The organism is Chryseobacterium arachidis (genome assembly GCF_900129245.1).
Taxonomy (GTDB): domain Bacteria; phylum Bacteroidota; class Bacteroidia; order Flavobacteriales; family Weeksellaceae; genus Chryseobacterium; species Chryseobacterium arachidis.
The window spans coordinates 86540-100412 of the sequence record NZ_FQUT01000009.1 but is presented as its reverse complement, the minus strand read 5'-3'; the positions used below and the strand labels follow the sequence as shown (position 1 = coordinate 100412).

Genomic DNA, 13873 nt, shown 5'->3' with positions numbered 1-13873 from the left:
TAAGATTAAATAATGAAAAATTTATCAATAATAATAAAAGGAACAGCTTTATCAGTATTTACGGTTGCAGTATTGGCATCATGTATGGCAAGAAAAGAATACCATAGGCCGGATAACGTGGTAGACGAGAAGTTGTTCCGTACAGATATGCTTCCTTCGGATACTACAAATATTGCCAACGTTTCATGGAAGGAGATTTTCACGGATCCTATCCTTCAAAACCATATTTCGAAGGCTTTGGAAAACAACCTGGATATAAGAATTGCTTTACAGAGCATTAATTCTGCAGAAGCTTATTTAAAACAGAGTAAGGCGGCGTATGAACCAACGGTGACGGTTGGCCCTGGTTACACTTTCCAGACCCAGTCGCTGAATACGCAGACGGGGCGTTTATTTGGTGACAGAAGATATATTAATCAGCTTGACATCACGGCAAGTATCGGTTTTGAAGCAGATCTTTGGGGGAAATTAAAAGCTCAGGAAAAAGCTCAGTTAGCCTCATATTTAGGAACGGTTGCGGCTCATAAGGCGGTTAAAAGTGATTTGGTAGCTTCAGTCGCTTCTGCCTATTATCAATTATTGACCTTTGATGAACAGAAGAGAATTATTAATGAAACCATCAAAGTTCGTGAGCAGAATTTAGAAACAACAAAAGCACTGAAAACGGCAGGAACTTTAACAGAAGTTGCGGTTCAGCAAAGTGAAGCGTTGGTTTATAATGCAAAATCGATGTTAATTGATATCGACACACAGATTCAGTTACTGGAAAATACAATGAGTTTACTGATGGGAGTGCCTTCCCATACTATCGAAAGATCAACTTTGGAAACGCAGAATGTTCCAATTGATCTTAAACTTGGATATCCTGCTCAGTTGCTGGCAAACAGACCGGATGTAATGAGAGCAGAATATAATTTGATGAATGCTTTTGAATTAACAAATTCTGCAAAAGCTCAGTTTTACCCAACATTGAAAATTACTGGAAGCGGAGGTATACAATCATTAGATATTGATCATTTGTTCAGTGTAAATTCTTTATTTGCAAGCGTTGTAGGAGGTTTGGCACAGCCGATTCTGAATAAAAGAACAATCAGAACAAATTATGAAGTAAGTCTTGCTAATCAGGAGACGGCTTATCTGAATTTCAGAAAGGCGGTTCTTACGGCCGGAAAAGAAGTCTCAGATGCAATAAGAGTTTATTCGGTTCAGGATCAGTATATAGATTTAAAGAAAAAAGAATTATTAAACTATAAAAATTCGGTAGATTATTCTCAAGAATTAGTCAACTACGGGATGGCTAATTATCTTGAAGTATTGAATGCAAGTGTAAATTCTTTAAACGCAGAATTGAATATTGCAAATGCAGAATATAGTAAAATGAAAGCAGGAGTAGAGCTTTATCAGGCTCTTGGAGGCGGTTGGAAGTAATTTCTAATATAAAGTAACGAAGAAAAGTGTATTGATTTATTTCAATGCACTTTTTTATTTATAATTTTAAATATTTAATTTTCAGTGATTTAAATATGATTATTGAAATTTTATTTGTTTTTATGTAGTCAACTACGTAGTTTTGTACATAAATAAATTAAAATGTTAGAAATTAAAGCAATAAATAACACATATTCAAAATCAGCAATAGATTTGATTTTGAATATTCAGCAAAAAGAATTCAATGTTCCTATTACGATTGAAGATCAGCCAGATCTTATGCAAATCGAAGAATTTTATGTTTCCAGTGGCGGAAATTTTTGGGGAGCTTTTATTAATGGTGAACTTTTAGGAACGATTGCCCTTGTAAAATTTGATGAAAATGCTGCCGCCATCCGAAAAATGTTTGTAAAAAAAGAATTCAGGGGGAAGGAGCACAATATTGCTCAGAAATTATTGGATATCTTAATTGCTTTCTGTAAAGAAAACGGAATAGATGAAGTATATTTGGGAACGGTATCGATACTCAAGGCTGCATTGCGTTTTTATGAGAGAAATCATTTTAAAATCATTGAAAAGCAGTCTTTACCCGCAAAATTTCCTGTGATGAGTGCCGATAACATATTTTGTTTCCTTGATCTAAAATCTTAACTATGAATGTCATTAATGAATCCGGAACCCTTGCTTTATCCACGCGATTACAGCGTCTCAGTGAGCAATTGCGTAAAGACGGAGCTTTAATTTACAAAGAATTCGGAATCGATTTTGAGCCGAAATGGTTTCCTGTAATTTTTACATTACATCATAAAACCACACTCAGCGTTGTAGAAATCGCCAATGAAATAGGGTATACCCATCCATCAACTATCAGTCTTTTGAAAGAACTTGAAAAAGAACAAATGATTGTATCTAAAAAAGATAAAACGGATGAAAGAAAACGTTTGATAGAGCTTGCTCCAAAAGGAATCGAGTTAATCGAGAAAATGAAACCCGTTTGGGAAATCGTATCAAAAGTGTTGGAAGAAATATCGGATAATGAAAATCATTTATTAAAAGCGATAAATGAAGCCGAAGAAAAAATTGCGAATCAATCTTTTTTGCAAAGAACGTTACAATTGAAAAACGCTCAATAAATAATGCTGATAAATCGATAGATAAATGATTTTCTTTTTGCTGTTTCGCACAAATAAGTTTTCAAAAAGTGATGATTATATAGATAATAAAGGCACTTATTAAAGAAAATTTAATAAAATGTTTGTATATGTAGTTTAAATACTTACTTTTGTACGGTTTCAGAAATGAAGCAGCAGAAAGGGGAATTAGCTCATCTGGCTAGAGCGCAACACTGGCAGTGTTGAGGTGACGGGTTCGATCCCCGTATTCTCCACATAATTTAAGTGATAAAACGACTTATAAACTATGAAGAAAATATTTTTACTTTTATTCACGGCTTTTTTGTTCATCGGCTGTAGCAAAGACGACGATACGATTTATGACTTCATCGGAACCTGGGCCGGAAGGTATGACGGAACTGAAAAAGGGGACTGGAATATCGTGGTGGCAACAGACGGAAAAGTAACCGGTACACTGCATTCTGACCAGACCACTGAAAATTACTATATTTCAGGACATCTTACAGAATCGGGTGAACTTACGGCTACCATTGGTACACCGGATGACGGAGAGTTCAAAGGTACACTGTCTAGAGAAGATAAAAAAGCAAACGGAACTTGGGTAAATGCGCTGCCTACTCCGGATAGATCTGGAACCTGGATAGGCGAAAAAACTTCAAAATAAAAGATTTTTACATCATAAACAAAAGCTGTCCGTTGGATGGCTTTTGTTGTTTTATAATGAATTGATGATGAAAATACCCAAAATCTTCAATATTCGGGCAACTGGAAGATATTATTTTACTTATATTTGTGAATATAGTAAAATCTAAAACGGTATGAAGGACAGATTGTTTTGCAGAAAACAAGTAGGAAGCAGTGTATTTATGTTGTCGATTGCATCCCTGTTTATTATTTCCTGCGGAAGCTCAAAAAACGTTTCTACGAAGAAAAATACGACTAAAACAATCGCCAAGTCTGAAAATCTCCGCAAATTAGATTCAAAATTCGATGGTAAAGTTTCAAAATCTATCAATAATATTTTAAAAGATGCTGAAAAATATATCGGAACTCCTTACAAATTCGGCGGAAATACATCATCAGGTTTCGACTGTTCAGGATTTACCGTAAAAGTTTTCGAAGAAAATGATTTCAAACTTCCCAGAAGATCTGAAGATCAGGCCGGAACAGGAAATAAAATTGACATCAGGGAAGTAAAGCCCGGAGATCTTTTATTCTTTGCAACAGCAGGAGGAAGCAGGGTTTCCCATGTAGGAATTGTTCACGACATCGGAAATGATGGTGAAGTGAAATTTATCCACGCATCGACTTCGAAAGGAGTCATTATTTCTTCTTTAAACGAAAAATACTGGAACAAAGCCTATTTGCATGCCCAGAGAGTTCTGTAAATAAAAATCTCACCACTATAATAGATTCTTTTGCATTTTAAATGAAAGAATTTCATAATATTTTCTTACTTAAAATTAATCTAAACATTAGCCTTAACTTAAACTTTTGTATCTTTGGCGCGAATAATTTTAAACTACAAAAATGTCGTTACAACAAACTATTGAAAATATCTGGGACAACAGAGATCTATTGCAGAATGAAGACAGCCAAAAAGCGATCAGAGAGGTTATTTCTTTGGTAGATAAGGGTGAACTTCGTACAGCAGAGCCTACAGAAAACGGGTGGCAGGTAAATGAGTGGGTGAAAAAAGCTGTCGTAATGTATTTCCCGATCCAGAAAATGGAAACTATCGAGGTTGGCCCATTTGAATTTCATGATAAAATGCCTTTGAAGAGAAATTATGCCGAAAAAGGGGTAAGAGTTGTGCCACATGCAGTAGCTAGAGAAGGAGCTTACATTGCTCCGGGAGTTATCATGATGCCTTCTTATGTAAACATTGGTGCTTACGTAGACTCAGGTACTATGGTTGATACTTGGGCAACAGTGGGAAGCTGTGCACAGATTGGTAAAAACGTTCACTTGAGTGGTGGTGTTGGTATCGGTGGTGTTTTGGAACCGCTTCAGGCTGCTCCGGTAATCATCGAAGACGACTGTTTCATCGGATCAAGATGTATTGTTGTAGAAGGTGTTCATGTAGAAAAAGAAGCTGTTTTGGGAGCAAATGTTGTTTTGACGGCATCTACGAAAATTATCGATGTTACAGGTTCTGAACCAATCGAAATCAAAGGAAGAGTTCCTGCCCGTTCAGTAGTAATTCCCGGAAGTTATACAAAACAATATCCTGCAGGAGAATATCAGGTTCCGTGCGCTTTGATCATCGGTCAGAGAAAGGAATCTACAGACAAAAAAACGTCTTTAAATGATGCGTTGAGAGATAATAATGTTGCTGTTTAAAGCTTTTGTACATGGCAATTCCTAAAAATATTTTTCAAACATTTAAAACCTCGAATCTTCCTTGGATTACGAGGTTTTATGTTAACAGAATGAAAAAGAAAAATCCGGGGTGGAATTATCAATTTTATGATGATGAAAGGATTTTAGAGTTTTTCACGAAAGAATTTCCTTCTGAATATATTAAAGCATATAAGAGTCTTACTATTGGTGCAGCAAAAGCAGATTTTTTTAGATACGCTGTATTATATAAATTTGGGGGTGTATATTTGGATATTGATTCATGTGATAGTACACCTTTAGATCGGTTTATAAAAGATACAGATTCTGCAATAATTAGCCCTGAAGGAAATCCAGGATTATATTGCCAATGGGCTTTAATTTTTGATAAAGGCCATCCTTTTCTTGAAAGAACTTTAAAGAAAGTTTTGGATAATATTCAAACGCATCGATATCCAAATGATGTTCATAAAACAACCGGACCAACAGCTTATACTGAAGCTGTTAATGAAGTTCTAAGGGAAAATCCTGAAGTGGCACATCGTTTTGTAAAAATTGATTATGAGGGGCACTTAAAAGTTAAATATAAATTGGGGCGACTTTTCTTATATGGCAAAAAATCAGAACACTGGAAGAAAAAACAACTCACTCAAAACATTATAAAACCTGAGAATGAAGATAGCTTATGACGCAAAACGCTTTTTTCACAATACATCAGGTTTGGGCAACTATTCAAGAGATCTTGTGCGAATTTTAGCGAAATATTTTCCTGAAAACGAATATATTTTATTAAATAAAAACAAATCCGAACGAGGATCCGACATTTTAAAAAATTCAAACGTTCATTTTGTTGAAACGTCCAAAGGAAGAATATCCCGACAGTTCAAAATGGGGAAGGATGCTCAGAAACAAAACGCAGACATTTTCCATGGATTATCAGGTGAATTGCCTTTGAAATGGGGCAAAGAAACCATCAAAAAAATTGTTACGATTCATGATTTGATTTTTGTTCGTTACCCTCAATATTACTCATTTTTTGACCGGAAAATTCATCTTTGGAAATTTAAAAAAGCAGCTAATTCAGCGGATAAAATAATTGCTATTTCGGAGCAGACGAAAAAGGATATTATTGAATTTTTAAAAGTTCCTGAAAGCAAAATTGAAGTGATTTATCAAGGTTGTCATAAAGCTTTTAAAGAACAGCAATCTGATGTTTTTTTTCAACAAACAAAATTAAAATTCAATCTTCCTGAAAGGTTTATTCTAAACGTTGGAACGATTGAAGATCGTAAAAATCTTTTTAATGTTGTCAAGGCAATACAAGATACTGAAATCCCATTAGTCGTAGTCGGAAAAAAAACAAAGTATTTTCAAAGAATAGCGAATTTTGTTCAAAAAAATAAGATGGAAAAACAGATTCATTTCTTGGAAGGAGTTTCAATGGATGAGTTGGCTGTTATTTACAAATTGGCTGATATTTTTGTTTACCCAAGTTTTTTCGAAGGATTCGGAATTCCCGTGATAGAAGCACTTTTCTCAAAAACAGTCACAATTACAAGCAACACAAGCTGTCTTCCTGAAGCTGGAGGTCCCGATTCTGTTTATATTGATCCTGAAAATTATTTGGATATTCAAGCCAAAATTAAATTTTTATGGGATAACGAATCGGAAAGAAAACGCCGAGCTGAAAAAGGTTTGGAGTTTGTGCAGAAGTTTAATGATGAACCGATTGCTAATCAATTAATAAATCTTTATCAATCCGTTTTAAAAATAATTAATTAAAAAAAGTCTTCTGAATTGAAATGATCAGAAGACTTTTTTAATTTTATTCGACCTCAAAAGGAACGGCATACATCTGAACGTACGGTCCATAGCTCCCCGCATCAAATCGGAATCTCATTGTTCGGGCTGCAGTATTTGTCCAGTTTCCGTTCGACATATAGACCCAAAGATATAACGTCGTATTTTCTGTTATGTTTACAGCGATATTCCCCGATCCGTAGTAATCCGGACTGGCAGCAGCACTGTTATATAAACGTGGAATGATTATTGATTTTATAGGAGAAAGATAATTTGGAGAAACATTCGCTGTTGATGAAGTCGAGAGAAAAACTGATGCAAAACCATCGTTTGAGCTTGTAACAGAGGCATTGGTTCCTGATGGAGTACACCACATGGTAAAGTTGACCTGATATTTGCCGGGAGTCAGGGTTATGTAAGCACCTGAATACCCAATTCTTTGATCTCCTGATATTTGTGGGTCATCAATCGTTGTGAAAGTTTGTTCCGTTGTTGGTATAACTGCCAGTTTTGCAAAGCTTGTTCCCGGAGCTGACCATCTTGCATTTCCGTTGGAATCTGAAGTTAAAACTTTTCCTAATCCTTGTGTGTTATCGGAAATTTTTAAAGCATTACCATTAGTAGAATTAATTTCAAGTTTTGCAGTGGGAGCAGTGGTTCCAATTCCTATATTTCCGTCGGCGTTTATAGAAACATCATTCAGCTGTTGAGCTGTTGTAGGAGTTCCTGTAGACGGATTATCCTTCGCTCCGTCTACATGAAAGACTGCTTGCGGATTGGAAGTATTTACACCGATTTGTCCGAATAGTAAAGATGCAGAAAACAGACATCCTAAAGTGATTAAATGTTTTTTCATTGATATTATTTTAAAATTTCAGGCAAAAATTATCCTGTCGAAAATCATAAGATTAATGACAAGTGTTGTTTTTTAAATTATAAATTTGGATTAATTATAATCAGTCAAGTTTAAGAAAAACCTCTATTCAAAGGCATTTGATTATAATTGAAAAAACATTTCGGCTGCAAATATATTAAATCAAAATCGATTTTAGAAAAATATAAATTAAATTGTAATAAATATTGAATAAAATTAATTTATAATGTATTTAATGTTGATATTTTACGCTTAAAATTAAAATTATTAAAAATATTGAATTAAAATTTGCACATTAAAAAAATTATATCATACCTTTGCAACATAAAATTTCAACAATGAAACCGAATTTTTTAACAGTACATCATTATCACCATCATATCTGTTAGACGGAATTGATTGAGATATAGTATGTTAAAAATCAAAATAATTAAAAACCGTCTGAGTAAATAGACGGTTTTTTTGTTTCTAAATTTATCCCGAGAAATTTTTCAATTCAACCATTTTATTTGCTCAGACATAACAAAAAGTGAAATGAGTAAATTAAAAATTGCGATCCAAAAAAGCGGACGGCTTTATGAAGATTCTCTTCAACTCCTTAAAGACTGCGGTATTTTCGTAAACAACGGGAAAGATCAGCTTAAAGTTTCTGTGGAAAATTTTCCTATGGAAATTATGTATCTGCGAAATTCCGACATTCCTCAATATCTGGAAGATGGAGTGGTAGATGTTGCCATTGTCGGCGAAAATCTTTTGGTCGAAAAGCAGAAAAATATTGAAATTATTCAGAAGCTAGGCTTCTCGAAATGCCGCGTTTCTTTAGCCATCCCGAAAGAAATTGAAACAGATGATATCAATTACTTTCAGGGTAAAAAAATTGCTACCTCTTACCCAAATACCCTTAAAAGTTTCCTTCAAAAAAATAATGTTTCTGCGGATATTCACATTATCTCAGGCTCAGTCGAAATTGCTCCAAACATCGGTCTTGCCGATGGAATCTGTGACATTGTAAGCTCCGGGAGCACATTATTTAAAAATGGTTTGAGAGAAACCTTGACTCTTTTAAAATCGGAAGCTGTTTTAGCAAAAACCTCAGAATTGACGAATGAAAAAAAGGTTGTTTTAGAAAAATTTCTGTTCAGAATTCAGGCTGTTTTACGGGCAAAAAACTCCAAATACATTTTAATGAATGTTCCGAACGAAAAGATTTCCGAGATATCAAATGTTCTTCCTGTCCTAAAAAGCCCGACTGTAATTCCTTTAGCGGAAAAGAATTGGAGCAGTATTCATTCGGTAATTGATGAAGAGCGATTCTGGGAAGTCATTGATGAACTTAAAGAAAAAGGAGCTCAGGATATTTTAATAATTCCAATCGATAAAATGGTAATTTAATATGCAGATTAGTAAATATCCGGAAAAAAATACGTGGTCAGAATTAATAAAACGGCCTGTTATAAAAAGAGAAGAGATTGCTGAAATAGTTGAAGAAATCTTCAATAAGGTTAAAGAAAACGGAGATCAGGCATTAATTGATTTTAACAAAAAGTTTGATGGAGCTGAAGTTAAAAATATTAATATTTCTCTGGAAGAAATAGAAAATGCGGAAAGTCTAATCAGTGACGAATTAAAAAGTGCGATTCAAAAAGCAAAAGAGAATATTACAAAATTTCATGTCTCTCAAAATGTTGAAATTGAGAAGATTGAAACTACAAAAGGAGTTATTTGCTGGAGAGAAAATCGAGCGATCGACAAAGTAGGGATCTACATTCCGGGAGGAACCGCTCCTTTATTTTCAACAGTTTTAATGCTTGCCATTCCTGCAAAATTAGCCGGTTGCAAAGAAATTATCTTATGTACGCCGCCTGATAAAAATGGAAATATAAACCCGGCAATTTTTTATACGGCAAAACTTTGTGGAGTGACAAAAATATTTAAAACCGGTGGTGCTCAAGCAGTTGCGGCAATGACTTTTGGTACTGAAAGCATTCCTAACGTTTACAAAGTTTTCGGACCGGGAAATCAGTTTGTGGTGGCAGCAAAAGAATATGCTCAAAATTTTGGAGTCTCGATTGATATGCCTGCAGGACCAAGTGAAGTGTTGGTGATTGCTGATGAAAAAGCAGTTCCTGCATTCTGTTCAGCAGATTTGCTTTCTCAGGCAGAACACGGAAGTGACAGTCAGGTTATTTTTATTTCTATCGATGTGAAAATTTTTAATGAAACGATCAAAGAAATAGAAAAACAAATTAAAGAGCTTCCAAGAAATGAATATGTTCAGGAATCATTGAAAAACAGTCATTTTATTTTATTAGAAACCATTGAAGAAGCCGTCGAATTCAGCAATTTGTATGCTCCGGAACACTTAATTTTGGCCATTGAAGATTTTGAAAATTCTATTTCGAAAATTCAAAATGCTGGCTCCGTTTTTTTAGGAAATTATTCTTGTGAAAGTGCGGGAGATTATGCGAGCGGAACCAATCATACACTTCCTACAAACGGCTTTGCGAAGAATTACAGCGGAGTTTCTTTAGACAGTTTTGTAAAGAAAATTACATTTCAGCATCTGTCGAAGGAAGGACTTCAGAATTTAGCAAAAACAATAGAAATCATGGCAGAAGCGGAAGGTTTATTCGCTCATAAAAATGCCGTATCCATCCGATTAAATCAAGACAATGAAAGAATTTAACATCAATAAATTAATGCGAAAAAACATCCTGGAATTACAGCCTTACGTAAGTTTCAGAGATCAGAATGAATTTGAAAATCCGGTTTTGTTGGATGCCAATGAAAGTCCGTTTGGAGAATTCAACCGTTATCCCGATTCCACACAGAAAATTGTTAAGCAAAAACTATCTGAAATAAAAAATATTTCAGCGGATCAGATTGCTGTTGGAAACGGAAGCGATGAGTTAATCGATCTGATCATTAAAGTTTTTTGCGAACCTAAGAAAGATTCTATTCTAATGATGAATCCGTCGTTTGCGATGTACAGTTTTTATGCATCTGTCAATGAGAATAAAGTGTTAAAGCTTGATCTGAACGAGAATTTCGAAATTGTAAAAGATCAATTTTTAAACATGGCAAAAGAAGATCAATTAAAAATATTTTTCCTGTGTTCTCCCAATAATCCGACAGGGAACAGTATTGAAGACATTGAATTCTATGTTAAAAATTTCAACGGAATTGTTGTAGTTGATGAAGCTTATATAGAATTTTCAGAAAAAAAATCGAGCTTAGAATTGCTGGGACGTTATCCGAATCTTATCGTACTCCAGACATTTTCTAAAGCCTGGGGAATGGCCGGAGCGAGAGTCGGAATTGCTTATTCGTCTAAGGAAATCATTAAATGGATTAATACGGTGAAAGCGCCATATAATGTAAACTCTTTAAGTTTAGATTTAATATTGAAATCAATTGACAGTCAAAAACAATTGAATGATAATGTAAAAAATACTTTAATTGAAAAATCATGGCTAAAAGATGAATTTCAAAGGATTAATTGTATTAAAAAAATACATCCAAGCGATGCCAATTTTTTTCTGATTGAATTTGAAAACGTAGAAGCTGTTTATAAAAAATTGCTCGAAAACAAAATTCTGACCAGCAAAAGAAGTCCGCAAATTCAAAATTGTATCCGAATTAATATTGGAAATAGAGAGGAAAATATTCAACTAATTAAGGTTTTAAAACAGTGTGAAACCCTATAGGTTTTCAAAACCTATAGGGTTTAGTAAAGTAAAATTAAAAGTAATTTAAAATGAAAAAAGCATTATTTATAGACCGCGACGGAACCCTGATTATAGAACCTCCGATTGATTTTCAGGTTGATTCTTTAGAGGAATTGGAATTTTATCCCGGCGTTTTTCAGAATCTTTCAAAAATTACCAAAGAGCTTGATTTTGAATTAGTCATGGTGACCAATCAGGATGGTTTGGGAACTGAAAGTTTTCCGTTTGAAAGTTTTATAAAGCCTCACGAAAAGATGTTGAAAGCATTTGAGAATGAAGGTGTTGTTTTCAACGATATTTTAATTGATAAAAGTTTTGAACACGAAAATCTACCGACAAGAAAACCGGGAACCGGAATGTTTGGAAAATATATTTATGGAGATTATGATCTTGGAAATTCTTTTGTTATCGGCGATAGACTAACGGATATTCAATTAGCAAAAAATTTAGGTTCAAAATCTATTTTTATTAATAAAATTCAAAATAATGAAGCTGATTTAACGACAGAAAGCTGGAGTGAAATTTATTCTTATTTAAAGCAAATCCCGCGAAAAGCCAAAGTTTCAAGAAAAACGAATGAAACAGATATTGAAATTGAAGTTAATCTCGATGGCAGCGGTAAGTCTGAAATCTCGACTGGACTTCATTTTTTTGACCATATGCTTGAACAGATTTCAAAGCACGGAAATTTAGATTTAAAAATTGCAGTAAAAGGTGATTTAAAGGTTGATGAGCATCACACGATCGAAGATACGGGAATTGTTTTGGGCGAAGCTGTTGTAAAAGCTTTAGGAAAGAAAAAAGGAATCGAAAGATATGGTTTTTTGCTTCCTATGGATGATTGTCTGGCGTGGGCTGCCATAGATTTTGGCGGCAGACCGTGGCTGGTTTGGAAAGCTGATTTTCAAAGAGAAAAAATTGGTGATGTTCCGACGGAAATGTTTTATCACTTTTTTAAATCGTTTACAGATTCTTCAAAAAGTAATCTCAACATCAAAGCTAAAGGAGAAAATGAGCACCACAAAATTGAATCTATATTCAAAGCTTTCGCAAAAGCGATAAAAATGGCTGTAAATCAATCAGATTCAAATTATAATCTACCATCAACCAAAGGAAGTTTATAGGATGATTGCAATTATAAAATACAACGCAGGAAATGTAAATTCCGTACAAAATGCACTGGACAGATTGAATGTAAGCTCTATGGTTACGGATAATTTTGATCTGATCCAAAAAGCTGATAAAGTAATTTTTCCGGGTGTTGGCGAAGCTTCTTCAACGATGAAAATTTTAAAGGAAAAAGGTCTGGATCGTTTAATTCCGACTTTAAAGCAACCGGTTTTGGGAATTTGTTTGGGAATGCAGCTGATGTGTAAAAATAATGAAGAAGGAAATACTATTGGAATGGGAATTTTCGATATTAATGTAAATAAATTTCCTTCGCAAAACATTGTTCCGCACATGGGCTGGAATACGATTTCAGAGCTTCAATCGCCAATTTTTTCCGGAATTGAAGAGGAGAATGATGTCTATTTTGTACATAGCTTTTATTGTGAATTGTCAAAAAATACGACTTCGGTGTGTAATTATATTTTGCCTTTCAGTGCGTCTTTGCAGAAGGATAATTTTTATGCCATGCAGTTTCACCCAGAAAAATCAGGAAGAGTTGGAAGCCGGTTATTAGAAAATTTTTTAAAACTTTAATGATGCGAATTATTCCTGCCATAGATATTATTGACGGAAAATGTGTACGTCTATCGAAAGGAGATTACAACACGAAAAAAATTTATAACGAAAACCCGGTAGAAGTTGCCAAAGAATTCGAAAGTTTTGGAATACAGCATCTTCATTTGGTTGATCTTGATGGTGCAAAATCAAAGCATATTGTTAATCACAAAGTGTTGGCGAAAATTGCAAAAGAAACTTCTTTACAGATTGATTTCGGCGGTGGTTTGAAAACTCTGGAAGATATTCAGATCGCTTTTGATTCCGGTGCTAAACAGATTACTATTGGAAGTATTGCTGTTCAGGATCCTGAGTTTTGTTTTGAATTAATTAAAAAATTTGGAGCAGAGAACATCATTTTAGGAGCCGATTGTGACAACAGAAAAATAAAAACCTCAGGATGGCTGGAAGAAAGTGATCAGGATGTGATTGATTTTATTCTCCGATATCAGGAAAATGGCGTACAACATGTTATCTGCACAGACATTTCCAAAGACGGAATGTTGGAAGGGCCCTCCACAGATTTATATCAGGATATTTTAAGTCAAGCTTCCATTCAGTTGGTTGCAAGCGGTGGAATTTCCGGGATTGAAGATGTATATAAAATGAAGGAAATCGGATGTGCGGGAACAATTATTGGGAAAGCCATTTATGAAGGCCGGATTTCATTGAAACAATTGCAGACTTTTGTTTAACCACAAAAGTTTTAACACATAAGTCACAGAAGAGTTTTAATAATTCTCTTTATAAAAGAGCACATCAGTTTAGAAAATCAAAGATTTTCTGTTGAGTCCCGAAGGGACGATTTATCAAAGGATAGGATAAAATCCTATCAAAACACATTA

The 13873-nt window shown here is 34.4% G+C and carries 15 protein-coding genes and 1 tRNA gene; 15 read left to right on the top strand and 1 reads right to left on the bottom strand.

Annotated elements, in window-relative coordinates; all coding sequences use genetic code 11:
- The first annotated feature begins 12 nt into the window (after positions 1–12).
- From BUA89_RS15455 to BUA89_RS15415, 9 genes are all read left to right on the top strand, one after another.
- Complete coding sequence (locus BUA89_RS15455) at positions 13–1428, top strand: efflux transporter outer membrane subunit (protein WP_072960002.1); 1416 nt, start codon at positions 13–15, stop codon at positions 1426–1428.
- 162 nt (positions 1429–1590) lie between these two features.
- Complete coding sequence (locus tag BUA89_RS15450; protein WP_072959999.1) at positions 1591–2079, top strand: GNAT family N-acetyltransferase; 489 nt, start codon at positions 1591–1593, stop codon at positions 2077–2079.
- Between the two features lie 2 nt (positions 2080–2081).
- The gene (locus BUA89_RS15445) at positions 2082–2561 is read left to right on the top strand and encodes a MarR family winged helix-turn-helix transcriptional regulator (RefSeq protein ID WP_072959996.1); all 480 of its coding nucleotides are present in this window, start codon (positions 2082–2084) and stop codon (positions 2559–2561) included.
- Positions 2562–2741: 180 nt separating this feature from the next.
- Positions 2742–2815, top strand: a tRNA-Ala gene (locus BUA89_RS15440).
- A 32-nt stretch (positions 2816–2847) separates the two neighbouring features.
- Positions 2848–3225 (top strand): hypothetical protein, encoded by a 378-nt coding sequence (locus BUA89_RS15435; protein ID WP_072959992.1) that lies wholly within the window; start codon positions 2848–2850, stop codon positions 3223–3225.
- Positions 3226–3379: 154 nt separating this feature from the next.
- Entirely contained in the window at positions 3380–3949 is a 570-nt protein-coding gene (locus BUA89_RS15430) for a C40 family peptidase (RefSeq protein ID WP_072959989.1), read from the top strand.
- A gap of 142 nt (positions 3950–4091) precedes the next feature.
- Positions 4092–4904 carry a 2,3,4,5-tetrahydropyridine-2,6-dicarboxylate N-succinyltransferase gene (locus BUA89_RS15425; protein WP_072959986.1) on the top strand — a complete coding sequence of 271 codons (813 nt, stop codon included), beginning with the start codon at positions 4092–4094 and terminating at the stop codon, positions 4902–4904.
- A gap of 11 nt (positions 4905–4915) precedes the next feature.
- A complete protein-coding gene (locus BUA89_RS15420) occupies positions 4916–5590 on the top strand; it encodes a glycosyltransferase family 32 protein (protein WP_072959982.1) in 675 nt (224 codons plus the stop codon).
- A complete protein-coding gene (locus tag BUA89_RS15415; protein WP_072959978.1) occupies positions 5574–6683 on the top strand; it encodes a glycosyltransferase family 4 protein in 1110 nt (369 codons plus the stop codon). Before BUA89_RS15420 ends, BUA89_RS15415 begins: the two co-directional genes overlap by 17 nt.
- A gap of 43 nt (positions 6684–6726) precedes the next feature.
- Here the strand turns inward: BUA89_RS15415 and BUA89_RS15410 are convergent, their stop codons facing one another.
- The gene (locus tag BUA89_RS15410; RefSeq protein ID WP_072959975.1) at positions 6727–7557 is read right to left on the bottom strand and encodes a hypothetical protein; all 831 of its coding nucleotides are present in this window, start codon (positions 7555–7557) and stop codon (positions 6727–6729) included.
- 552 nt (positions 7558–8109) lie between these two features.
- Here BUA89_RS15410 and hisG point away from each other — a divergent pair.
- Genes hisG through hisA form a run of 6 tightly spaced genes read left to right on the top strand, consistent with a single transcriptional unit; the run spans position 8110 to position 13723 of the window.
- Positions 8110–8967, top strand: a complete 858-nt coding sequence (gene hisG / locus BUA89_RS15405; protein ID WP_072959973.1) for an ATP phosphoribosyltransferase — start codon at positions 8110–8112, stop codon at positions 8965–8967.
- A 1-nt stretch (position 8968) separates the two neighbouring features.
- Entirely contained in the window at positions 8969–10261 is a 1293-nt protein-coding gene (gene hisD, locus BUA89_RS15400; protein WP_072959969.1) for a histidinol dehydrogenase, read from the top strand.
- Positions 10248–11282, top strand: coding sequence for a histidinol-phosphate transaminase (gene hisC, locus BUA89_RS15395; protein ID WP_072959966.1), 1035 nt, complete (start codon positions 10248–10250; stop codon positions 11280–11282). The genes hisD and hisC overlap by 14 nt, the downstream gene beginning before the upstream one ends.
- Before the next feature lie 50 nt (positions 11283–11332).
- Positions 11333–12427: a bifunctional histidinol-phosphatase/imidazoleglycerol-phosphate dehydratase HisB gene (hisB, locus tag BUA89_RS15390; protein WP_072959963.1), complete on the top strand. Its 1095-nt coding sequence runs from the start codon at positions 11333–11335 to the stop codon at positions 12425–12427.
- A gap of 1 nt (position 12428) precedes the next feature.
- Complete coding sequence (gene hisH, locus BUA89_RS15385; RefSeq protein WP_072959959.1) at positions 12429–13007, top strand: imidazole glycerol phosphate synthase subunit HisH; 579 nt, start codon at positions 12429–12431, stop codon at positions 13005–13007.
- 2 nt (positions 13008–13009) lie between these two features.
- Complete coding sequence (gene hisA / locus BUA89_RS15380) at positions 13010–13723, top strand: 1-(5-phosphoribosyl)-5-[(5-phosphoribosylamino)methylideneamino]imidazole-4-carboxamide isomerase (protein WP_072959956.1); 714 nt, start codon at positions 13010–13012, stop codon at positions 13721–13723.
- Positions 13724–13873 lie beyond the last annotated feature (150 nt).